The organism is Amycolatopsis benzoatilytica AK 16/65 (genome assembly GCF_000383915.1).
Lineage (GTDB): Bacteria > Actinomycetota > Actinomycetes > Mycobacteriales > Pseudonocardiaceae > Amycolatopsis > Amycolatopsis benzoatilytica.
In genome coordinates this window covers 7,720,417-7,742,515 of the sequence record NZ_KB912942.1, presented here as the reverse complement: position 1 = coordinate 7,742,515, position 22,099 = coordinate 7,720,417, and the positions used below count along the sequence as shown (strand labels likewise).

Genomic DNA, 22,099 nt, shown 5'->3' with positions numbered 1-22,099 from the left:
TCCGCCTCGGCGACGGGCCGAAGAGAAATCACGGCAGCTGCACCTCCGCGTAAACCGCCCGATGATCCGATCCGGCCACGTCCAGCACTCGGTAATCCCTGATCGCCGCTCGTTTGTCCACCAGCACGTGATCGAGCGGTACGAACGCGGTGGACGCGGGCCAGGTCGGGATCAAGCCGTCGCCACGCGCCTCGCCCGCGTCGACGTAGCCGCGCGAGAGGACGGTGCGCAGCGCGGCGTGGTCGAGCGTCGCGTTGAAATCGCCGGCCACCACGCGCAGCCCGTGTTCGCCGATCGCCCGCGAAAGGTCGCGCATCTCCTGGTCCCACTCGTAGTACCCGCTGTCCGGCGACCGCGGATGCGCCGCGACGATCTCCAGCGTCACGCCGTCGCCGAGGTCGGCCTCCGCACCAGGCTGCTTCTGCGCGGAATCGCCGGTGTAGTCCTCCTCGGTGAGCGGGTAGCGCGACACGATGCCGGAGCCGTCCACGCCGGACGCCGGGTGCAGCACTCGGTACGGCAGCGTCTGGAACAGCCCGGCCTTCTCCAGCCCGGCCATCGCCGCCGGAGTCATCTCCAACAGGTTCAGCACGTCCACCCGCTGCTCCCGCACCAGCCGGACGATCGCCGCCGGGTCGGCCTTGCCGAGGTAGAGGTTGCTGGCGAGCACTCGCACCGTCTTGCCGTGCGCCTCCGGCTGGTCGTCGGCCACCACGCGCGGCGCCACGTAGACCGCCAGCAGCGCGGATAGCGCCAGCGCGACCCCACCGATCCACCAGCGGCGCAGCAGCAGCGCGAGTGCGGCGAAAAGGACGCCGTAGACGATCACGTACGGCGTCAGCGCGATCAGCGCGGTCAGGTACCAGCCGCCGTCGTAGCCGATCGTCCGCAGCGCTGCCACCGTCAGCAGCGGCAGCCCGACCAGCACGAGCAGGCCCGTGACCAGCCGAGTTCGCGTGTCCTCCGCCATCGCCATGAGCGAAGAGTATGCCGTCGCCGCTGACAGGTCCGTGTCAGCGAAGTGTGCGCGTCCTGCCAGCGCCGCCCGCGAGAGTGACCGGGAGCGACACAGGAGGAGGCGTCATGTCGCACGCGATCCGGGCCGAGGGCCTGGTCAAGCAATTCGGGGAGACGAAGGCGCTGGACGGGGTGGACCTGGAGGTCCCGTTCGGGAAGGTGGTCGGGGTGCTCGGGCCGAACGGCGCGGGCAAGACGACGGCGGTCCGCGTCTTGGCGACCCTGCTGAAACCGGACGCCGGGCACGCGACGGTCGGCGGGTACGACGTGGTGCGCGACCCGGTCCGGGTGCGCAGCCTGATCGGGCTGACCGGCCAGTACGCGTCGGTGGACGAGGACCTGAGCGGCACCGAGAACCTGGTGCTGATCGGCAAGCTGCTGAACCTGTCCCGGGCCGACGCCCGAGCGCGGGCGGCGGAGCTGCTGGAGCGGTTCGAACTGACCGACGCGGCCAAACGGCCGATCCGCACCTATTCCGGCGGGATGCGCCGCCGGTTGGACCTGGCGGCGAGCCTGGTCGGCCGCCCGGCTGTGCTGTACCTGGACGAGCCGACGACCGGGCTCGACCCGCACGCCCGCAACGAGGTGTGGTCGGTGGTCCGCGGTCTGGTCGCCGACGGCGCGACGGTACTGCTCACCACGCAGTACCTGGAGGAGGCAGACCAGCTGGCCGACCGGATCACCGTGTTCGACCACGGCCACGTCGTCGCCGACGGACGCGCCGACGAGCTGAAGCGGATGGTCGGCGGTCAGACGCTGCAGGTCCGCCCGACTTCACTGGCCGATCTGGACGCGGTCGAGGGCATTCTCGCCGAGCTTTCCGGCGCCCGGCCCGCCCGCGACAACGCGACCGGCCTGCTGACCGCACCGGTGTCCGATCCGGTACTGCTGTCCACTTTGGTCCGCCGGCTGGACGCGGCCGGCATCACCTCGGACGAGCTGGCGCTGCGGCTGCCCAGCCTGGACGAGGTGTTCCTGGCGCTGACCGGGCACCGCACCGAGGAGCCGCAGCAAGAACTCGAAGGGAGCCGGTCGTGACGACCGCACTGGCCGTGGAACCACCGCGGCACATCAGCTTCACCCAGGGCATGCGGCACGCGTTTTCACTGGCCTGGCGCGGAATCCTGAAGATCCGGAAGAACCCGGAGCAGCTGGCCGACGTCACCTTGATGCCGATCATCTTCCTGCTGATGTTCACCTATTTGTTCGGCAACGCGCTGGGCGGTTCGATCGAGAACTACCTGCAGACGCTCGTGCCGGGCGTGATGGTGATGAACATCCTGCAGGCTTCGCTGACGGTCGGCGTCCAGCTCAACACCGACGTCACGAAGGGCGTGTTCGACCGGTTCCGCGCGATGCCGATCGCCCGCTCGGCCCCGCTGGTCGGCGCGGTGCTCGCCGACCTCGTGCGCTACGTGGTGTGCTTGGCGGTGCTGCTGATCGTGGCGACTGTGATGGGCTTCCGCGTGCAAACCGGCCCGGCCGAGTTCGTACTGGCGCTCCTGCTGGCGATCGCGTTCGGTCTGTGCTTCTGCTGGGGTTCGGTCTTCGTCGGGATGCTGATGAAATCGCCCGGCGCGGCGCAGGGCCTGATGTTCGTGTTCATCATGCCGCTGACGTTCGGCAGCAACGTCTTCGTCGCCACTTCGACGATGCCGGGCTGGCTGAAAGCATGGGCGGACATCAGCCCGGTGAGCCTGCTGTCCGACGTACTGCGCGGCCTGCTCAACGGCGGTCCGATCGCCGGTTCGCTGGCCGGCGCGCTGGCCTGGATGGCCGGTGCGGTCGCGGTGTTCTTCCCGCTCGCGACGTGGGCTTACCGCAAGCGGGTCTGAGACTGTCCGCTCGAAGCCGTGAAGGGAACATTGAGGGACTCTGAGTTCCTCAATGTTCCCTTCACGACATCCATGTCCCTCAAGGGGCCCTTCACGGATTTGAGCGCTCCGCTCGCACCGCGTCGATCAGCTCCGCCCGCGAGGTCCGCGAGGCCTCCGCCAACAGGTCCGCGTACCGCTGCGCCCCCAGCTCCTCGGTCAGCGCCCCGATCAATGCCCGCACCTCGGGGCTGCCCAGGTCCATCCGGCCGCGGGCCACCGCGCTCAGCGCCAGCAGCCGCACCGCCGATTCCGGGCTGCCCTGACGGTGCCGGATCTGCGCCATCAGCTCCACGACGCCGGCGAGATCTGGCATGTCCGCGCGATTCGCCGCCGCCTCGATCACCGTGAACACCTTCGGTTCCGCGGCGTCCGGACGGCCTTCGGCCAGCAACAGCGTGGCTTCGACGATGGCGATCAGTTCCGCCTCGAAACCCTCCGGGGCCGGCCAGGCCGGCGGCATCCGGGCCAGTTCCTCGTGCACCGTGCGTGCTTCGGCGATCCGGTTCTGCCGGATCAGCAGCTCGGACCGGCCCATCATGATGATCATCCGGAGCCCGCGGCTCCCAGCGGCGGCGTACTGTTCCGCGGCCTCCAGCTCACGCCACGCGCCGTCCTGGTCTCCCGCGCGCGAACGTTCCATCGCCAGCCGCCACCATTGCTGCACCACGTCGTCCCGCGACCGCAATTCCATCATCAGCCGCAGGCCCTCGGTGTAGCCCTCGATCGCCGCCTCGTGCTCGCCGGCCTGGGACAGTGCCGCGGCGCGGAAGCCGTGTGTCATGCCCATGCCCCAGCGGTCGCCGACCTCCGCGAAGCCCTGGTAGGCGAGTTCCCGCGCCCGCTCGGCGCCGTCGAGGTCGCCGCAATCCCCGAGGATGAAGCTTTCCGCCCAGCGTCCGGCGGCTCGGCCCCACACGTCGTCCCGCTCGACCGCGCGGCGGACCTCCCGCTTCGCCAGTTCCTTCTCGCCGTTGATGTAGGCCACTATCGGCATACCCACCCACAGCCACGGATTCCCGTCCACCGCACCGGTCCGCACGCATTCCTCGAGCAGCTCCCGCACATTCGCTCGATCGTTCGCCCCGGACGTCGTCCGGACCAGCACCTGGCACAGCCTCAGGCTCGCGGCCAGGTCCGGCCGCAACCGATCGTCGAATTCGAGCACTTCGTCGACGAATGCCGCGACGCGTTCGTTCTGGCCGACGATGTTCCAGTACCAGAACAGCCCGAACAGCAGCCGGGCCGCCGATTGCGGGTCGCCCGTTTCGATCGCGGTACGCAGCCCGGCGGTGAAGTTGTCGCTCTCCTGCTCGTACACGTCGATCGCGTCGAGCTGATCCCGGCCGCGCAGCAACGATTCGTTGCGCTCGGCCAGTTCCGCGTAGTACTTGACCATCGCCGCGCGCAGCCGGTCCGCTTCGCCGGATTCGGCCAGCCGCTCGGCCGCGTAAACGCGCAGGGTTTCCAGCAGCCGGTACCGGCCGCCCACGGCGTCCACGGCGTCCACAATGGACTTCTCGACCAGCGACCCGAGCACGTACACGACGTCGCGGGCAGGCAGCTCCTCGTCCGCGCAGACGTTTTCCACCGCTTCCTCGGAGAAACTCGCCGCGAACACGCTCAGCCGGCGAGCCAGCCGGATCTCGTCCTCGGTGAGCAGGTCCCAGCTCCACTCCACCACCGCGCGCAGCGTGCGCTGCCGCGGCAGCGCCGTCCGGCTGCCGGAAGTCAGCAGCCGGAACCGATCGTCAAGGCGTTCCGCGATCTGCCCGGCCGTCATCGACCGCAGCCGGGCGGCGGCCAGTTCCAGCGCCAGCGGCATTCCGTCCAGCCGCCTGCAGATCTGCCGCACCGCGTCCACAGTGGACTCGTCGAGCCGGAATCCGGGGCGGACCGCCACCGCTCGGTCCAGGAACAGCCGAACCGAATCGAGCGTCGCGACATCCGCGGGCGGCGCGGTCTCGTCCGGAACCGGCAGCGGCCCGAGCGGGCACAGCGCCTCTCCGGTGATGGCCAGCGGCTCCCGGCTGGTGGCGAGCACCCGCACCGACGGCAACCGGCGCAGCAACTCCTCGGCGAGCGCCGCGGCGGTGTCCACCAGGTGCTCGCAGTTGTCCAGCACCAGCAACGCCTCTGCACCGCTGAGCGCTTCCACCACGTGCTCGATCGGATCGATCAGCCGACGCCGCGCCTCGGTGTCGGTCACCCGCACGTCACGCACCTCCAGCGCGGTGAGCAGCGCGGACACCACGTCGCCTGCTTCTCGCACACCGGCCAGCGGGACGAACCACACCCGGCCGGCCGCGTGCGCCGGATGCCGCGACGCCACTTCCGTCGAAAGCCGGGTCTTGCCGGCCCCGCCCGGGCCGACCAGGGTGACCAGCCGGGCCCCTTCCAGGAGCTCGTCGAGCAGTTTCAGCTCGTCGGTCCGGCCGATGAAGCTGGTCAGCCGCTGCGGCAGCCGATCGACCCGCACCGCCACCCGCGGATACTCGCCGCGCAGCGCGCGAAGATGGACTTCCTGCAGCTCAGCCGACGGATCCACGCCCAGCTCGTCTGCCAGCGTCGCGCGGATCGCGGTGTACGCGGCCAGCGCCTCCGCCTGCCTGCCCGCAGCCGCGAGCGCCCGGATGCGCAGGCCGGCCAGCCGCTCCCGCAGCGGGTGCGCCTGCGCCGCGGCGGTCAGCTCGGCCAGCACTTCGGAATGCCGGCCCAGCCGAATCTCCGCCTCGAACCAGTCCTCGCTGGTCTCCGTCCGCCGCTCGTCCAGCAACGTGGCGGGCGCGGCGGCGAAAGGCGCGTCCAGCACGTCCGAGAGCGCCGCCCCGCGCCACAACGCGAGCGCGGCGGAGAGCGATTCGGCGGCCGCGCTGTCCCGTCCAGCGGAAAGCTCCCGGCGGCCCTTCGCGGACAAGCGCTCGAACTGGTGCAGGTCGACCGCCTCCGGCGGCACCGCGAGCCGGTAGCCGCCGCTGCCGGACTCCAACTCGACCCCGGCCGGCCGCAGTACCCGGCGCAGCCGTGAGACGAGCGACTGCAACGCGTTCGCGGCGTCCGCCGGCGGCTCAGCGCCCCACAGGCCGTCGATCAGCGCCTCGACCGGCACCGCGCGGCCGGCGTCCAGCGCGAGCCGGGACAGGAGCATGCGAAGGCGGGCACCGCCGATGTCGATCGGCGTGCCGTCGTCTCCCTCCGCTCGCAGCGGGCCCAGCAGTGCCACGCGCACCGGTCCAGCTTTCCAGACGAACAGCCCGCCGTGTCAGAGCCCGACGGAAGTGTGGACTTTCGGGACAATTCACCGGACATCGGTTACGGCGCGCCCGCACGGCGCTACGTTGCGAGTGATCCACACGCAGACAGGAGTGTCCATGAGAGCACCGCACCGCTGGCGTCGTCCGGCAGTGACCGTCGCAGCCACCCTCACCGCACTGACGCTCGGCACCGGCATCGCATCGGCGGGCCAGGACGGCTGGGGACGGCCGACGCCCGGCTCGGACGGGGGCGGGGACAGCTACTACCCGCAGGACGGCAACGGCGGGTACGACGTCTCCGACTACGACCTCAAGGTCACCTACGCGCCGGACAGCCACCAGCTGACCGGCCTGCAGACGGTCTACGCACGGGCGACCCAGTCGCTCAGCTCGTTCAACCTCGACCTCAAGGGCCTCACCGTCGACTCGGTGAAGGTCAACGGCCTGCCCGCCAAGTTCAGCCGCACCGGCGACCACGAACTCGTGATCACGCCGCGCTTCCCGCTGCTGCGCGGGCTGCCCTTCCGCGCCGAGATCGCCTATCACGGCATCCCGCAGGCGATCGAAGACCCGAACCTCGGCGCGAACGGCTGGCAGTACGCCAAGTCCGGCGGCGCGTTCGTGGCCGGCGAGCCGAAATCGGCCACCACCTGGTACCCGGTGAACGACACCCCGCTGGACAAGGCCCGGTTCCACCTGGCCATCACGGTTCCGGACGAGTGGGGCGTGATCTCCAACGGCCGCGAGAAGGGCACTTACAAAACCGCGGCGGGCACCACGCACGTCTGGTCCGAGGACACCCCGGCCGTGCCCTACATGACCACGGTCGCGATCGACAAGTGGACCTTCGACAAGCGCCAGCGCGCGGACGGCACCCCGATCGTCAGCGCGTTCGCGCCGGGCACACCGGACTCCACGAAACAGGCCGACGCGCGGCTGCCGGAGATCCTCGACTTCCTCGAGTCGAAGTTCGGCAAGTACCCGGTCGACGCCGCGGGCGGCATCTACCTGGCCGAGCCGATCGGGTTCTCTCTGGAGACGCTGAGCAGGCCGATCTACTCCGGCCGCGCGGGCAACGTCTCCACGATCGTGCACGAGAACGCGCACCAGTGGTACGGCGACACGGTTGCCGTCGACCACTGGAAGGACGTCTGTCTCAACGAGTGCTTCGCGTCCTACGCGACCTGGCTGTGGTCGCAGGCGAAGGACGGACAGGACCTGGACGCCAGGTATCTCAAGACCGTCGCCGCGGCCTCGGACCAGTTCTGGGCGGGCAAGCTGTACGACATGGGCCCGGGCAACGAGTTCACCTACGTGTACTCCAAGGGCCCGGTCATGCTGCACGCGCTGAGCAAGTACCTGGGACAGGCTGCCTTCGATCAGGTGCTGAAGACGTGGAACGGCTTGCATCACAACGGAAACGCCAGCATGCAGGAGTTCCAGCACTACTGCGAAGCAGTGGGGCACAAGGATCTGCAGGGCTTCTTCGACGCGTGGATCTACGGCAACGGCAAGCCGGCGCCGGAATACCTCTACCCCGGCGACCTGAAGCCGGCCAACGGATGACCGTTCTGCTGACCGGCTTCGCGCCGTTCGACGGAGCGGCGACGAATCCTTCTTGGCAGGCAGCTTCGCGGGCAGCGGCGCAGCGGAGGGACACGGTGGCCGTCGAGCTGCCGTGCGAGTTCGCTGCGGCGCTGCCCGCGCTGCGCGCCGCCATCGGAGAACACCGGCCGGAACTGGTCGTCTGCACCGGCCTGGCCGGCGGGCGCGACCACGTGTCGCCGGAGCGCGTCGCGATCAACCTGATCGACGCGCGGATCCCGGACAACGCGGGTGCGCAGCCGATCGACGTGCCGGTGGTTTCCGGCGGACCGTCGGCGTACTTCACGACGCTGCCGGTGAAGGCCGCGGTCGCCGCGATTCAGGAGGCCGGCGTGCCCGCCGCGGTTTCCTACACCGCTGGGACGTACGTGTGCAACCAGGTCTTCTACGGCCTGATGCACCTGATCGCGACGGAGTTCCCCGGGCTGCGCGGCGGATTCGTGCATGTGCCGGAGGAAGCCGTGCTGCCGTTGGACGAGATCGCGCGGGCGCTGGCGATCGTGGTGGACACGGCGCTGACCGTTTCCGAGGACGTCGCGGTCTCGGCGGGCACGCTCGACTGAACCGCTCGGCTCACTCGCCGGGCCGGACAGTCCGTTCGAAGTACCAGACCAGGTCCTGCGGGGTACGGCTCGTGTGCGAAGCGCTGGAATCCATGACGGTGCCGACCACCGCCATGGTGTCGGCCTGATAGACCAGCAGCCCCAGCTGCGGGCCGATGCCGGCGAGGTAGCGCCCGGACAGCCCGGTTTTCGCCTGCCAGGTCGCCGACGCGACGGTGCCCGCCATGTCCTTGCGCGCGCTCGCCTCGATCTGGTCGAGGGTGAGTCCTTCGTGGAAGGCGACCCGGGTGCCGTCCGGGAAGCGGCACACTGCGGTGCGCAGCGCGCCCAGCGCGTGCGCCAGCTCCGGGTCGTCCGAGCAGGAGGCGCGGGCTTGGATGGTCGGCCCGGCGAGGCGGCGCATGCACGGCGTGAGGCCGTTCTCGCCCGGCTGGGCCGGGCGGGTGTCCGGGCAGCCCGGGACCGGCGGCTCCACGGACTTGCCGGCGTTGCTCGCCGGGCCGGCGGCTTCCGGGCTGTCCCGCGATGTGCCAGGGAGAAGGACCACGGCGAGCACGATCCCGACAACCACCACTACGGCCGCGGCGGCCGACGCGATCATCGTGGTCCGGCTGAACCGTTTCTTCGGCGGTTGCCGCTGCCAGCCGCCAGGCGGCGGAACCGGCATCGCGGGCTGCGGCGGCTGCTGCTGCGGCCCGGACTGCGGTTGCCGCCAACCGGGCGCGGACGGCACCGGAGCCGCAGCGGACGGAGCCCGCGTCGGAGTCGGAACCGGCGGAGCCTGTATCGGCACCGACGGGGCTGGCGGCGAAGGCGGGATCGCCACCGGCCCGGACTGCGATGCCTGCTCCTCGGCCCGCACGTGATGCAATCCGAAGGCGACCGCCGTCTCCGGCTGGTCCTCGGTGGTCGGCACCACGCCGAGCTTCGACCCCACCAGCGAGGCCAGCAACGGCATCCGGCTGGGCCCGCCGACCAGGTACACGCCGACCAGCTGTTCCGGCGTCAGCCCGGCGCGGGAGATCGTCGCCGCGAGCATTTCCGCGCTGCGCAACAGATTCGGCCGCACCAGAGCTTCCAGCTCACCCCGGGTGACAAGCACGTCGCCGAACGGATCCGGCATCGGCACCTCGGTGTGCACGTGCCGGGAAAGGCTTTCCTTGGCGTCGCGGACGTCCTGCAGCAGCACCCGGCGCAGCCGGCGATCGCTCGTGGTCTGCGGCCGCAGCAGCCGTTGCCACTGACCGGGATCGGTGTGCGACACCGACCGTCCGATGTGGACCAGCAGCGCCTGGTCGATGTCCAGGCTGCCGAGATCCGGCAGCCCGTCCTCGGCGAGCACCGTCATGTCCGCCCCGACGACCGCGCAGTCGAAGGTGCCCGCCCCGAGGTCGTAGATGGCGATCGGCCCGCTCCGCGGTGCCTGCGCGCGCAATGTCGCGTAGTGCGCGGCCGCCGCGACCGGCTCGGGCACGAGCCGTATCTGGGCGAACCCGGCTTTGAGCGCGGCCTCCCACAGCGTCTGCTGCCGCGTCGCGCCCCAGCCGGCCGGATGCGAAAGCCGCACTTCGCCCGGCACACCGGACAGCTGCCGCTCGGCCTCCTCGCCCATCCGCCGCAAGACCGCGGCGAACGCGTCGGCCACTGGCACGGTGCGGTCGCCGAGCAACAGCTCGCCGTCGTCGATCCGCCGTTTGGGATTGGGCTCGAACCGGCTGGGGTCGAGCCGGGCCCGCCGCTCCGCGTCCTGCCCGACGACCAGCTGCCCGTCCTCCTCGGCGTACACCGCGGAAGACATCGTGACGGACCCGTCGACCTCGATCGCCCGCGGCCCGCGGCCGAAGGCGGCCAGCACGCCGACAGTGCTCGAAGTGCCGAAATCGACAGACAGGACGTCCACGCAGATCCCCTCCCAAACCCCGCCTCATCGTCTCACGGCCCGCGGACGACCTCGGCTTCCGGGACAGCAGGATGCCTCGAAAACCGTGCGCCGCGTTATGGAGAGTCCGCGAAGAGCGTGTCTCAGTTGGCTGGGTGCTGACGGATGTCCGTGAAAGGCCCCTTCCGGGACTCAGATTCCCTCAAGGGGCCCTTCACGGCCGGGTCCGCCCCGTCACCGCGGCCGGAAACGGCTCGTCCCGGTTCTCCTGCAACCGCGAGTAGAAGTCGTTCATCGCCACCGCGGCCTCCGCATGGCGGGCCACCACCTCGGCAACCGGCGCGGACAGCTCCAGTTCGCCCCGCGCCGCCTTGCGGACCGCGGCCAGCCGGGCATCCCGGTCCCACGTCCCGTGCAGCTCGGTCACCAGCCAATTCACCAGGTACATGGCCGCATACCCGTGATCGTGGCCCACGTTCCGCTCGAAGAACTCCCGCTCCTCTTCCGACAGCTCGAAACGCCGCGAAAAAGCCAGACCGAAATCGGTCAGGTACAACCGTTCCCCGTCGGTGAGGAAGTTGTCGAAGTGGTTGTCGAAGTGCAGGACGCCCTGCGCGCGCAGGAACGAGACAGTCTCGAGCACCTGCTCCTCGACACGCGGAGCCGCGTCCAGGTTCGTCGGCAGCCACCGATGCAAAGTGGTCGGAAAGAACTCGCAGAAGAAAACAATGCTGTCCGTCGCGTCCCGCAGTTCAGTGAGCCGCCGGCGCACGGCGGGAGAACCGCCCCAGTACGCCACGTCCTCTTCCAGGCTGCGGTCCGGCACGCGGCCGGAGGCGACGGGCAGGACACGCCAATGGTGCAGCAGCGGGAAGTTCGCGCATTCGCCGCCGAGCACCCAGCCGTTCGCCATCACATGCAGCGCGAGCTCGCGCCAGGCGGAACCCTCCGGCGAGCCCAGGCCGTAGTGGCAGAAGGCAGGCAGGCCATAGAGATTCGCAGTGGAATGCCGGTGCCGCTGTTCCAGCGCCGTGAGCGGCACCCGCTTCGCGAACACCGGCACGCCATCTACGTCCAGCTTGGCGCCGGTGCCGCCGATCCCCTCGGACAGCACCTCGGCGGCGGACAGCCGGTCAAGCAACTGCGCATCGCTCAGCAGCGACAGTGCAGTGCTCGCCCCGACGTGCCGCGAAATTCGCGAAGACCCCATGGTCTCGACAATAGAGAAAGGGCGGCTCCCACGGGTGGGAGCCGCCCTTTCTCGTCGAGCGATCAGTCGTTCTCGGCTTCGCCGTTCTCCGTCGCGCCGATGCTGACCGGCGGGGCGTCCGGCACCGAGGACGGGCGCTTCTCACCGCGGAAGGTGAAGTGCGCTTCGTCGTCGCGGTCCTCCGGGTTGCCGCTCCAGCCCTCGACGTCGACCAGGATGATCTGGCCCGGCTCGACCTCGCCGAACAGGATCTTCTCGGACAGCTGGTCCTCGATCTCGCGCTGGATCGTGCGACGCAGCGGCCGGGCGCCGAGCACCGGGTCGAAGCCGCGCTTGGCCAGCAGCGCCTTCGCCTTCTCGGTGAGCTCGATCTCCATGTCCTTGGCCTTGAGCTGCGTCTCGACCCGGCCGATCATCAGATCCACCATCTCGATGATCTGCTGCTGGTTGAGCTGGTGGAAGACGATGATGTCGTCGATCCGGTTCAGGAACTCCGGCCGGAAATGCTTCTTCATTTCCTCGTTGACCTTCTGCTTCATCTTCTCGTAGCGGTTGGTCGTGTCCGCTCCGGAGGAGAAGCCGAGGCTCACGGACTTGGAGATGTCCGAGGTGCCCAGGTTCGAGGTGAAGATCAGGACGGTGTTCTTGAAGTCGACCGTGCGGCCCTGGCCGTCGGTGAGGCGACCGTCTTCGAGCACCTGCAGGAGGGTGTTGTAGATCTCCTGGTGCGCCTTTTCGATCTCGTCGAAAAGCACCACCGAGAACGGCTTGCGCCGCACCTTCTCGGTCAGCTGCCCGCCCTCTTCGTAGCCGACGTAGCCCGGAGGGGCACCGAAGAGCCGCGAAGCGGTGTAGCGGTCGTGGAACTCGCCCATGTCGATCTGGATGAGCGCGTCGTCCTCGCCGAACAGGAACGCCGCCAGCGCCTTGGACAGCTCGGTCTTACCGACACCGGACGGGCCGGCGAAGATGAACGAACCGGACGGGCGCTTCGGGTCCTTCAGGCCGGCACGGGTGCGGCGGATCGCCTGGGAGACCGCCTTGACGGCGTCTTCCTGGCCGATGATGCGCTTGTGGAGTTCGTCCTCCATGCGCAGCAGCCGGGTGGTCTCCTCCTCGGTGAGCTTGAACACCGGGATGCCGGTCCAGTTCGCCAGCACCTCCGCGATCTGCTCGTCGTCCACCTCGGCGACGACGTCGAGGTCGCCGTCCTTCCACTGCTTCTCGCGCTCGCCCTTCTGGCCGAGGAGCTGCTTCTCCTCGTCGCGCAGGCGCGCGGCCCGCTCGAAGTCCTGCGCGTCGATGGCGGATTCCTTGTCCCGGCGGACGTCGGCGATCTTCTCGTCGAACTCGCGCAGGTCCGGCGGAGCGGTCATCCGGCGGATGCGCATCCGGGCGCCGGCCTCGTCGATCAGGTCGATCGCCTTGTCCGGGAGGAACCGGTCGTTGATGTAGCGGTCGGCCAGGGTGGCGGCCGCGACCAGCGCCGAGTCGGTGATCGAGACGCGGTGGTGCGCCTCGTACCGGTCGCGCAGGCCCTTCAGAATCTCGATGGTGTGCTCGAGCGAGGGCTCGCCGACCTGGATCGGCTGGAAGCGGCGTTCCAGCGCGGCGTCCTTCTCGATGTACTTGCGGTACTCCTCGAGCGTGGTCGCGCCGATCGTCTGCAGCTCGCCGCGGGCCAGCATCGGCTTGAGGATCGACGCCGCGTCGATCGCGCCCTCGGCCGCACCCGCGCCGACGAGCGTGTGCAGCTCGTCGATGAACAGGATGATGTCGCCGCGGGTCTTGATCTCCTTGAGCACCTTCTTCAGGCGCTCTTCGAAGTCACCGCGGTAGCGCGAGCCGGCGACCAGGGAGCCCAGGTCAAGCGTGTACAGCTGCTTGTCCTTGAGCGTCTCCGGCACCTCGCCCTTGACGATGCTCTGGGCGAGGCCCTCGACGACGGCGGTCTTGCCGACGCCCGGCTCGCCGATGAGCACCGGGTTGTTCTTGGTGCGGCGGGACAGCACCTGCATGACCCGCTCGATCTCCTTGCCGCGCCCGATGACCGGGTCGAGCTTGCCCTCGCGGGCGAGCACGGTCATGTTGCGGCCGAACTGGTCCAGCACCAGCGAAGAGGACGGGGTGCCCTCGCCGCGGCCCGAGCTGCCCTCGGTGGACTTCTCGCCGGTCTGGTATCCGGACAGCAGCTGCAGCACCTGCTGGCGGACCCGGTTGAGGTCCGCGCCCAGCTTCACCAGGACCTGGGCGGCGACGCCCTCGCCCTCGCGGATCAGGCCGAGCAGGATGTGCTCCGTGCCGATGTAGTTGTGGCCGAGCTGCAGCGCTTCGCGCAGCGACAGCTCCAGCACCTTCTTCGCCCGAGGCGTGAACGGGATGTGCCCGCTCGGTGCCTGCTGGCCCTGGCCGATGATCTCCTCGACCTGCTGGCGCACGCCCTCGAGGGCGATGCCCAGCGACTCCAGCGCCTTGGCGGCGACACCCTCACCCTCGTGGATCAGACCCAGGAGGATGTGCTCGGTGCCGATGTAGTTGTGGTTGAGCATCCGGGCCTCTTCTTGGGCCAGGACGACCACCCGCCTCGCGCGGTCGGTGAACCTCTCAAACATGCGCACTCCCTCGACTGCTGCGTCGGCGGCCCTTAACTACCGTGGTTCGCACCCACGGAGGACAGCACCGTGAGACCACTCTAGTAGCCAAGCGGTCGCGCTTGCGTACCACTACGGCCTCCGGTGGCCCGTTCGCACCCGGCTGGTGACCATCGCGGCCACCTCTGCTCATCCGGTTGCGCTGCACCTTTACACCCTGCCGAACGTACGGAACCCGTTCAGGATTCCGCCCGGGTGCCCCTGTCCGCTGAGCGCGAACAGCCTGGTTCGGCCGGGTTGCCTTGCCCGGTGCCACCCGATTGGCGCAACATCCGTTCCTCTGTAAGGTTAGGCACGCCTAATGCCACACCACGCCCGGGACGGAGGGGAACCCGCTGAACCCGCAACGCTCGCGCGACGACGCCTTGGAGATCGGCGACGGTCTCGCGTCCTCGCTGGTCCGCGCCGGTGTCCGCTACCAGCTGCGAACGGACGTGCCGGACGGCTGGCTCCGCTGCTCCGACCTGCTGAAAGAGCCGGCGCTCTTCGACGAGTGGCGATCGCTGCTGACCAGCTGGCTCACGCGACAGCACGGCAGTGCGCCTGCCCAGACCGCGGCCAGCTACGTCATGTCCTGGTACCTCTACGTCCCGGCGTACGTCGGCGCGCTGCTGCTGCACCACGAGCGCCGCGTGCCGTCCCTGAAGCCGGAGCAGCTCGCGTTCGGCCTCGGCCCGGACCGGCCGCATCCCGAAGGCATGGCCGTCCTGAGCGACGCCTTCTACTGCTTGCCCACAGACCCCGGCTCCGCGCGCCGCGAGGCCACTGTGGTCCGCGACGAACGCGCGCTCGCAGCGGTGTTGCGCGCGCAGTTCATCGGCCACGCTGCGCGCTTCGTACGCGCGTACGCGCCCGGCACCCGGCTGGGTCGCCGCATGCTGTGGGCAGCCGCTACCGACGCGCTGGACAGCGCGCTGTGGCGCGCTGGGCGACAAGGCGGGACAGCCGAGGCCGAGGGAGCCGGCGTCGCCGACGCTGCCCTCGTGCTGGACGCGCGCTACCGCCCGCTGACCTCGGCGTCCACCTTGCGCACGGCGAGCACCGCCGAGGGGCACCGGTCGTGGGAGCGGCGTCGAGAGAGCTGTTGCTTCTCGTATCTGCTGCCCGGGGAAGCCGAGTGCGACGGCTGCCCGCGCACGTGTCGTCGATGATCTCCATCGAGTGAAAAATTCAGGCGGACGGATTCCGGCCGGCCGCGCCGAGTGCCCGATGCAGCACCGGCGCGCCGTCCGGCACCTCGACCAACGGTCCGAAGACCCCGCCCGCGCGGGCCTGCTCGCCCATCCCGAGCGCGAACGCGAGAACGGCTTCCGCGGCCTCGTCTGAGCAGTTCAGCTCGGTGCCGCTAGCCTTGGTCAAGTCCCAGGCGTGGAAGACGAACTCGCCGAGCACCATGTCGCCGATCACTGCGGCGGGGAGGTCGCGCGGCCCGAATTTGACGGTGCCGGTCCAGCTTTCCGGCTTCTGGAGCGTCGAGACCAGCTGCTCGGTCAGCTTCGTGAGCCTCGGCAGCCAATCGTCGCCGGCGAGCGAAGCTTCGGCCTCGGTGGGCGCCGGCGGCTCGTACGGCTCGCGCCGGAGCGCGGCGTCGAGCCACGGCCCCCAATAGAGCAAGTGGTTGACGAGACCGCGGACGTCGTAGTCGGCACAGTGGGTGGGTGCGGTCGACGATGGCGCGGCGGCCGCGACGCGCACTAGTTCCGCCGCGGCCGGGGCGAGCAGTTCAGCGTGCTGAGACATGTATTCGAGCCAAGCACGATCACCTGCGACCGTCTTGAAATTTCGCGACACACTACCGTTTCGAGGATGCGGCGGATCCCCAGCGGCATCGTGGACGAACAGACGGCGCGCACCAAGTTCACGCTCACCCGGCATCCGCCGGCCGAGGAACTGCGCGACCTCGTCGAGCACCACTGGATGCTGCGCTGGGACCTCACCGAACCGCACGAGCAACAGGTACTGCCCAACCTGTCCGTGCATCTGACGTTCTTTCCCGGCGCCACCGGCGTTTACGGCCCGGCGCACGAACTCTTCACACACCGGCTCGCCGGACGCGGGCACGGGATCGGGGCGCGTTTCCGGCCCGGCGCTTTTCGCGGCTTCCTAGGCGCCCCGCTGCGCGCTCTCGCCGACCGCGTCACCGGCGTGCCGGAGATCTTCGGCCCGGCCTCCGCGCGAACCGGGGAATCCGTCCGGAAGGCGACGACCGACGCACAAATGATCACTGCAATCGACAACTTGCTGATCGCATCCCGGCCGACGATTCCGCGCGCCGCTCGGGTCGCGGTGGAAGCGGTGGAAAAAATCGCGGCGGATCCGGAGGTCATCAAGGTCTCGGATCTGGCGGCGGCGCTCGGTCTCTCGGTGCGAGCGGTGCAGCGGTTGTTCGCCGAGCACGTCGGGACAACGCCGAAGTGGGCGATCCGGATCTACCGGTTGAACGAGGCCGCCCGGTTGCTCGCCAGTCCGCGGCCGCCGGATTACGCGGATCTCGCGGCCCGGCTCGGCTATAGCGACCAGCCGCACTTCACGCGCGACTTCCGCACCGTCACCGGACGCACGCCCGCGGAGTACGCGCGCTCGGCCCGCCGGCCGATGTCGGGCACCCCGGACGACGGAAAGCCGGGAAACTGAGAGCGGGTCGCCGGTCTTCCATTCGCCGCCAGGCCGGGCGGCCCGGGAAGAGATCCGGATTCCCGCACCGATCCTTGCCGGACCGGCGTCTCGCCCGAACGCTAATCCGGGTACGCGAAACGGCCGCCGGGAATACTCCCGACGGCCGTTCGGCGGAGCGGCTGCGAAGTCCGCGAACACTGGCGGCAGTTCTTCTGGTTCTCGAACCGAAGGCCTGCCGCGCGCACGTCCCCTGCGGATCCGGAAATGCCCGGGTCAGTTCTTCTTGTGGTAAGCCTCGACAACTTCCGACGGGATCCGGCCACGGTCGGACACCTGGAAACCGTTCTTGCGGGCCCACGCGCGAATCGCCTGGTTCTGCTCGCGGTCGACCGCGGCCGGACGGGCCGGGGCCTTGCCGCCGGCGACCGGACGCAGCGGCGCACGTTTGCGGCCGCCCGCGCGACGGGCGTGCTCGACGTACTGGGCCAGCGCGTCCCGCAACTCTTCGGCGTTTTCGCCGGAAAGGTCGATCTGGTAGCTGACACCGTCCAAACCGAACTCAACGGTCTCTTCCGCCTCACTGCCGTCGAGGTCGTCGACCAGAGAGACCAGCACCTTCTGTGCCATCTGATTCCTCCTGCGGGGCTTACCCGAATGATCTGGCTACATGATCTGGTTTCGGGGCGAACCCCGAGCAACAGAAGTCTTTGACACCCACATTAATACCCGCTCGCTCCGCCCGAAGCAAATCCGCATTGAGAAAATCCGGTCCGGGCGGAGCGGGTCCGGCTATTCGGGTCGGACGAGCGGGAAGAGGATGGTCTCCCGGATACCGAGCCCGGTCAGTGCCATGAGCAGCCGGTCGATACCCATTCCGACACCGCCGCTCGGCGGCATTCCGTACTCGAGCGCGCGGAGGAAATCCTCGTCGAGACGCATGGCCTCGCTATCGCCGGCCGCGCCGAGCCGGGCCTGTTCGGTGAGCCGCTGCCGTTCCACAACCGGATCCACCAGCTCGGAGTATCCGGTCGCGAGTTCGAATCCGCGGATGTACAGGTCCCACTTCTCGGCAACGCCCGGGCGGCTGCGGTGCTGCCGGGTGAGCGGAGAGGTCTCCAGTGGGAAATCCCGGACGAATGTCGGCTCGTAGAGTCCGTCGCCGACGAGATGTTCCCACAGTTCTTCGACCAGTTTGCCGTGCGCTAGCTTCGGATCGACCTCGATCTCGCGCACGTTGGCGATCTTGTGCAGCGCTTCGGCCGGCGTATCCGGCGTCACTTCTTCGCCGAGCGCTTCCGACAGCGACTCGTACATGCCGAGTGTCGTCCATTCGCCGGAAAGGTCGTACTCGCTTCCGTCGGCAAGAGTGACGACCTGAGTGCCGAGCGAGCTCTCCGCGGCGGCCTGGATGAGTTCCCGGGTCATCACGGCATTCGTGTCGTAAGTCGCGTACGCCTCGTAGTACTCGAGCATCGCGAACTCCGGCGAGTGCGAGGAGTCGCTGCCCTCGTTGCGGAAGTTGCGGTTGATCTCGAAGACCTTCTCGATCCCGCCGACCACGCACCGCTTGAGGTAAAGCTCCGGCGCGATGCGCATGTACAGGTCGAGGTCGAAGGCGTTGGAATGGGTGATGAACGGACGGGCCGCGGCACCACCGGGCACCGTCTGCAGCATCGGCGTCTCGACCTCGGTGAATCCTCGGCGATGAAACGACTCGCGCAGCGAGCGCATCACGGCCGCGCGGGTGCGCACCACGTCGCGTGCCCGGGGCCGCATAATCAGATCGACATAACGCTGCCGGACCCGGGTTTCCTCGGCGAGCTCCTTGAACGCCACCGGCAGCGGCCGCAGCGCCTTCGCCGCGATCTGCCAACTGTCGGCGAGCACCGAAAGCTCGCCGCGCTTGGACGTGATCACCTCGCCCTGAACGAATACGTGGTCGCCGAGATCGACATCGGACTTCCACGACGCGAGCGACTCGGCGCCCACCTTCGCGAGGCTGAGCATCGCCTGCAGTTCCGTGCCGTCACCCTCGCGAAGGGTGGCGAAACACAGTTTGCCCGTATTGCGGAGAAACATGACCCGGCCGGTGACGCCGACCGTCTGGCCGGTGCTGACGTCGGCCTCCAGACCGGAATGCTCGGCCCGGATCTGCGCGAGAGTGTGCGTGCGCGGAACCTGCACCGGGTAAGGATCGGCGCCCTCCGCGATTATCCGGTCGCGCTTGTCCCGGCGCACCCGCATCTGTTCGGGCAGGTCGTCATCGGGCAACGCGTCGGACGCGGGGAATTCGGTCATGGGCACAGGGTACGAACTAGCTGGTGAACCACGTCAACCGGATTCCCCTTAACCGGCACTCACGGTATTAAGCTGGTTACCCGTGACTCACTCTGATCCGGAACTGCACGCCCGGCGGGCATCTTCGTTCGGCGACGAGGCGGCCGCGTATGCCAGGCACCGGCCGGACTATCCGGCGGCGGCGCTCGAATGGGCCGTGCGCGGCGCGGGCCGCCCGGTGCGCGAGGTGCTCGATCTCGCGGCCGGCACCGGAAAATTGACCGCGGGTCTCGCCGAACTCGGTCTCTGCCCGACCGCGGTGGAACCGGATCCGGGGATGCGCGCCGAACTGTCCCGGCTGCTGCCCGGCGTGCCGGCGTTGGCCGGAAAGGCGGAGGACATCCCGCTGCCGGCCGAATCGATGGACGCGGTGTTCATCGGGCAGGCGCTGCATTGGTTCGATCTCGAACCGGCGTTCGCCGAGATCCGCCGGGTGCTGCGCCCGGGCGGAGTGGTGGCGCCGCTCTGGAACCACGAGGACGCGTCGGTGCCGTGGGTCGTCGAGTTTTCCCAGTTGATCCGCACGAGGGTGAGCAGCGGGTTCGCCGACGGAGAGGAAACACTCGCGGCGGATGGCTTCGGCCAGTTCGAACAGGAGAAGTTCCCGCACTCCCAGTGGCGCACCATTGATTCGCTACTGGCTACGGTGGCCACCCATTCGCATTTGCTGGTAGCTAATTCGACCCAGCGTATGGAGATCCTCGACCAGGCTCGCGGCTATCTGGAGTCGGTGCCCGAAGTCTCCCCGGACGGCTTTGCCTATCCGCTGACCACGACGGTTTTCCGGGCCCGCCGGTCCTGAACGGCGACCGAAATCACCACTCAGCGTGCTCGGACGATGCTAACTTCGGCAGTGGCGGTGATCCGCCCCGGACGAGCGCGTCGTACCCGGTGACGACAAGACGGCGCAGTGCACGCATCCGTCACTGCGAAAGGTTCTCGATCATGGCCTGGCTCGTTCTCGTCGTCTCCGGTTTTCTCGAAACTGTCTGGGCGGCCGCGCTCGGCGCGTCGAAAGGCTTCAGCCGGCTCTGGCCGAGCGTGCTGTTCGGCGTCGCGCTGCTGCTGAGCATGTCCGGTCTCGCTTATTCGCTGCGCGACATCCCGCTCGGCACCGGCTATGCGGTGTGGGTCGGCATCGGCGCGGTCGGCACCGCGATCTACGGGATGCTCGCGATGCACGACCCGTTCACCGTCGGCCGGATCGTCTGCCTGGTGCTGATCGTCGCCGGCGTGGTCGGGCTGAAGCTGCTGCACTGAGGCTCAGCCGACGCTGATCTGCAGCCCGCGCAACCGCTCTGGCGCGGAGATCACGTCGATCCCGGTGATCAGGTCGCCGTCGAAGGCGAACGTCAGCACCACCGCCAACCTGCCACGCGGCGCCAGCACCAGACCGGGCACGCCGTCGACCAGCGCGACCTGGGTACTGCGCGCGACCTCCGACGCGAGCAGCGCGCCCTTGCTGACCGCTCGAACGCCGCGCAGGACCACCGGCGCGCTGCCGGTATCCGAGTGCAGGACGACTTCCGGGTCGAGCACCTTCAGCAGCCCGGCGAAGTCGCCTTCGCGGGCGGCGGCCAGATAAGCCTCGACCACTCCGCGTCGTTTGCCGGCGTCGGCCGGCCCGGCCTCGCCGCCGCGCACCCGACGTCGAGCCCGGCTGGCCAGCTGCCGGACCGCCGCTGGGCTGCGGTCGAGGATCTGCGCGAGGTCCTCGAACGGTACGGCGAACATGTCGTGCAGCACGAACGCGATCCGCTCGGCCGGGCCGAGCACGTCGAGCACCACGAGCATCGCCAGCCCGACCGAATCGGCCAGCTGGGCTTCCTCGGCGAGGTCGGTGCCATCGTCACCGCGATCGAACGGCTGCGCGTCCAGCGAGTCCTCGCGTCGGCGTTCCCGCGCGCGCAACAGGTTCAGGCAGACCCGCGCGACCACCGTGGTGAGCCAGGCGGGCAGGTTCTCGACGGCCGAGGTGTCCGCGCTGTCTACCCGCAGCCAGGCTTCCTGCACCGCGTCGTCGGCCTCAGCGAGCGAGCCGAGCATCCGGAACGCGACCCCGCGCAGCCTGGGCCGGTGCTCCTCGAACCGAGCGGCAAGCAGGATCTTTTCGTCCACCGGTCACCCCTCCCCGCCCCACCACCGTCCGCAAACCGGCCGGTGGAGCCGCTCTGTCACATTCCGGCCGCGGGCGGTTTCAACCCCCATAAGACCCCAGCCCCAGCGGCACCCTATCTCGGAGGAACTGTCATGACGACAATCTTGGTCACCGGCGGCACCGGAACCCTCGGCCGTCTGGTCGTTCCCGCGCTCGGCGACGCGAAGGTCCGCGTCCTGAGCCGCCGCGCGAAGGGCGAAGGCCAGTTCGCCTGCGACCTGATGACCGGCGAGGGCCTGGCCCCCGCGGTCGACGGCGCGGACGTGGTCGTGCACTTGGCCGGCGGCCCGAAGGGCGACGACGTGGCCACCGCGAATCTCGTCCACGCGGCCGAACGCGCCGGCGTCGGGCACCTGGTTTTCATCTCGGTGATCGCCGCGGACGCGGTGCCGCTGGGCTATTTCCGCCGCAAGCACGAAGCGGAAAAGATCGTGGCGGGCCTGCCTTCGACGATTCTGCGCGCCGCCCAGTTCCACGGACTCTGCCTGAATGCCGTGCGGTCGGCGGCAAAAATGCCAATGGTGCCAGTGCCGGCGATCCGTTTCCAGCCGGTGGACGCGCGCGAAGTGGCGGAACGGATCGCGCGGCTCGCGCTCGGCCAGCCGACCGGACGAGTACGCGATTTGGCCGGCCCCACCGTGTACAGCATGCGAGAACTGGTCGAACAGTACTTGCGGGCCACCGGCAAACGCCGGCCGAAACTGCCGGTGCGCATTCCGGGCGCGGCGGGGAAGATCTACCGCGCGGGCGGCAATCTCAACCTCGACGCGGACACCGGCGTTCGCACTTTCGAGGACTACCTGGCCGAGCAGGTCGGCTGAAAGCTTGTCTCACGTGGTGCTGTCGTGATGCCTGGGCGGCCAGTGTGCCGGTCTGTCCGTGAAGGGCCCCTTGAGGGAATCCAAGTCCCTCAAGGGGCCCCTCATGGACAGCCC

At 69.2% G+C, this 22,099-nt stretch carries 18 protein-coding genes and 1 riboswitch; of the genes, 9 read left to right on the top strand and 9 right to left on the bottom strand.

The features are described 5' to 3' along the window. Positions 1–28: 28 nt before the first annotated feature. Positions 29–976 (bottom strand): endonuclease/exonuclease/phosphatase family protein, encoded by a 948-nt coding sequence (locus tag AMYBE_RS0136165; RefSeq protein ID WP_020664279.1) that lies wholly within the window; start codon positions 974–976, stop codon positions 29–31. A gap of 107 nt (positions 977–1,083) precedes the next feature. Here AMYBE_RS0136165 and AMYBE_RS0136160 point away from each other — a divergent pair, with 107 nt between their 5' ends. Both AMYBE_RS0136160 and AMYBE_RS0136155 read left to right on the top strand, forming a co-directional pair. After that, positions 1,084–2,055 carry a daunorubicin resistance protein DrrA family ABC transporter ATP-binding protein gene (locus AMYBE_RS0136160; protein ID WP_020664278.1) on the top strand — a complete coding sequence of 324 codons (972 nt, stop codon included), beginning with the start codon at positions 1,084–1,086 and terminating at the stop codon, positions 2,053–2,055. Continuing rightward, complete coding sequence (locus tag AMYBE_RS0136155) at positions 2,052–2,852, top strand: ABC transporter permease (RefSeq protein ID WP_020664277.1); 801 nt, start codon at positions 2,052–2,054, stop codon at positions 2,850–2,852. The genes AMYBE_RS0136160 and AMYBE_RS0136155 overlap by 4 nt, the downstream gene beginning before the upstream one ends. A 91-nt stretch (positions 2,853–2,943) precedes the next feature. Here AMYBE_RS0136155 and AMYBE_RS0136150 read toward each other — a convergent pair whose 3' ends face one another. After that, on the bottom strand, positions 2,944–6,120 hold the full coding sequence (locus tag AMYBE_RS0136150; RefSeq protein ID WP_020664276.1) for an AfsR/SARP family transcriptional regulator: 3,177 nt from the start codon (positions 6,118–6,120) through the stop codon (positions 2,944–2,946). 142 nt (positions 6,121–6,262) lie between these two features. On the opposite strand from AMYBE_RS0136150, the gene AMYBE_RS0136145 reads away from it, so the two are divergent. Together AMYBE_RS0136145 and pcp are read left to right on the top strand one after the other, a co-directional pair. After that, a complete protein-coding gene (locus tag AMYBE_RS0136145) occupies positions 6,263–7,711 on the top strand; it encodes a M1 family metallopeptidase (protein ID WP_034287546.1) in 1,449 nt (482 codons plus the stop codon). Continuing rightward, positions 7,708–8,313, top strand: coding sequence for a pyroglutamyl-peptidase I (gene pcp / locus AMYBE_RS0136140; protein ID WP_020664274.1), 606 nt, complete (start codon positions 7,708–7,710; stop codon positions 8,311–8,313). Before AMYBE_RS0136145 ends, pcp begins: the two co-directional genes overlap by 4 nt. 10 nt (positions 8,314–8,323) lie before the next feature. Here pcp and AMYBE_RS0136135 read toward each other — a convergent pair whose 3' ends face one another. The 3 genes from AMYBE_RS0136135 to AMYBE_RS0136125 form a co-directional block, all read right to left on the bottom strand. Further along, positions 8,324–10,213 (bottom strand): Hsp70 family protein, encoded by a 1,890-nt coding sequence (locus AMYBE_RS0136135; RefSeq protein WP_020664273.1) that lies wholly within the window; start codon positions 10,211–10,213, stop codon positions 8,324–8,326. A gap of 193 nt (positions 10,214–10,406) precedes the next feature. Continuing rightward, on the bottom strand, positions 10,407–11,402 hold the full coding sequence (locus AMYBE_RS0136130) for a BUD32 family EKC/KEOPS complex subunit (RefSeq protein WP_020664272.1): 996 nt from the start codon (positions 11,400–11,402) through the stop codon (positions 10,407–10,409). A gap of 62 nt (positions 11,403–11,464) precedes the next feature. After that, positions 11,465–14,014: an ATP-dependent Clp protease ATP-binding subunit gene (locus tag AMYBE_RS0136125; protein ID WP_020664271.1), complete on the bottom strand. Its 2,550-nt coding sequence runs from the start codon at positions 14,012–14,014 to the stop codon at positions 11,465–11,467. A gap of 404 nt (positions 14,015–14,418) precedes the next feature. Between AMYBE_RS0136125 and AMYBE_RS0136120 the strand changes: the two genes are divergently transcribed. Further along, entirely contained in the window at positions 14,419–15,204 is a 786-nt protein-coding gene (locus AMYBE_RS0136120; protein WP_020664270.1) for a (2Fe-2S)-binding protein, read from the top strand. A 19-nt stretch (positions 15,205–15,223) separates the two neighbouring features. On the opposite strand, the gene AMYBE_RS0136115 is transcribed toward AMYBE_RS0136120, so the two are convergent. Then, a complete protein-coding gene (locus tag AMYBE_RS0136115) occupies positions 15,224–15,793 on the bottom strand; it encodes a TIGR03086 family metal-binding protein (RefSeq protein ID WP_027928385.1) in 570 nt (189 codons plus the stop codon). A 66-nt stretch (positions 15,794–15,859) separates the two neighbouring features. On the opposite strand from AMYBE_RS0136115, the gene AMYBE_RS0136110 reads away from it, so the two are divergent. After that, positions 15,860–16,687, top strand: coding sequence for a helix-turn-helix domain-containing protein (locus AMYBE_RS0136110; RefSeq protein WP_020664268.1), 828 nt, complete (start codon positions 15,860–15,862; stop codon positions 16,685–16,687). A 255-nt stretch (positions 16,688–16,942) separates the two neighbouring features. Here AMYBE_RS0136110 and AMYBE_RS0136105 read toward each other — a convergent pair whose 3' ends face one another. Both AMYBE_RS0136105 and lysS read right to left on the bottom strand, forming a co-directional pair. Continuing rightward, the gene (locus AMYBE_RS0136105; RefSeq protein ID WP_020664267.1) at positions 16,943–17,296 is read right to left on the bottom strand and encodes a histone-like nucleoid-structuring protein Lsr2; all 354 of its coding nucleotides are present in this window, start codon (positions 17,294–17,296) and stop codon (positions 16,943–16,945) included. A gap of 162 nt (positions 17,297–17,458) precedes the next feature. Further along, positions 17,459–18,967: a lysine--tRNA ligase gene (lysS, locus tag AMYBE_RS0136100; RefSeq protein WP_020664266.1), complete on the bottom strand. Its 1,509-nt coding sequence runs from the start codon at positions 18,965–18,967 to the stop codon at positions 17,459–17,461. 82 nt (positions 18,968–19,049) lie between these two features. Between lysS and AMYBE_RS0136095 the strand changes: the two genes are divergently transcribed. After that, positions 19,050–19,808, top strand: coding sequence for a class I SAM-dependent methyltransferase (locus tag AMYBE_RS0136095; protein ID WP_020664265.1), 759 nt, complete (start codon positions 19,050–19,052; stop codon positions 19,806–19,808). A 48-nt stretch (positions 19,809–19,856) separates the two neighbouring features. Continuing rightward, positions 19,857–19,918: riboswitch (guanidine-III (ykkC-III) riboswitch) on the top strand. Between the two features lie 33 nt (positions 19,919–19,951). Beyond that, entirely contained in the window at positions 19,952–20,266 is a 315-nt protein-coding gene (locus AMYBE_RS0136090) for a DMT family transporter (protein ID WP_020664264.1), read from the top strand. A gap of 3 nt (positions 20,267–20,269) precedes the next feature. Here AMYBE_RS0136090 and AMYBE_RS0136085 read toward each other — a convergent pair whose 3' ends face one another. Further along, positions 20,270–21,124 (bottom strand): sigma-70 family RNA polymerase sigma factor, encoded by an 855-nt coding sequence (locus AMYBE_RS0136085; RefSeq protein ID WP_020664263.1) that lies wholly within the window; start codon positions 21,122–21,124, stop codon positions 20,270–20,272. A gap of 132 nt (positions 21,125–21,256) precedes the next feature. Between AMYBE_RS0136085 and AMYBE_RS0136080 the strand changes: the two genes are divergently transcribed. After that, positions 21,257–21,985 carry an SDR family oxidoreductase gene (locus AMYBE_RS0136080; RefSeq protein ID WP_020664262.1) on the top strand — a complete coding sequence of 243 codons (729 nt, stop codon included), beginning with the start codon at positions 21,257–21,259 and terminating at the stop codon, positions 21,983–21,985. The last annotated feature ends 114 nt before the right edge of the window (positions 21,986–22,099 follow it).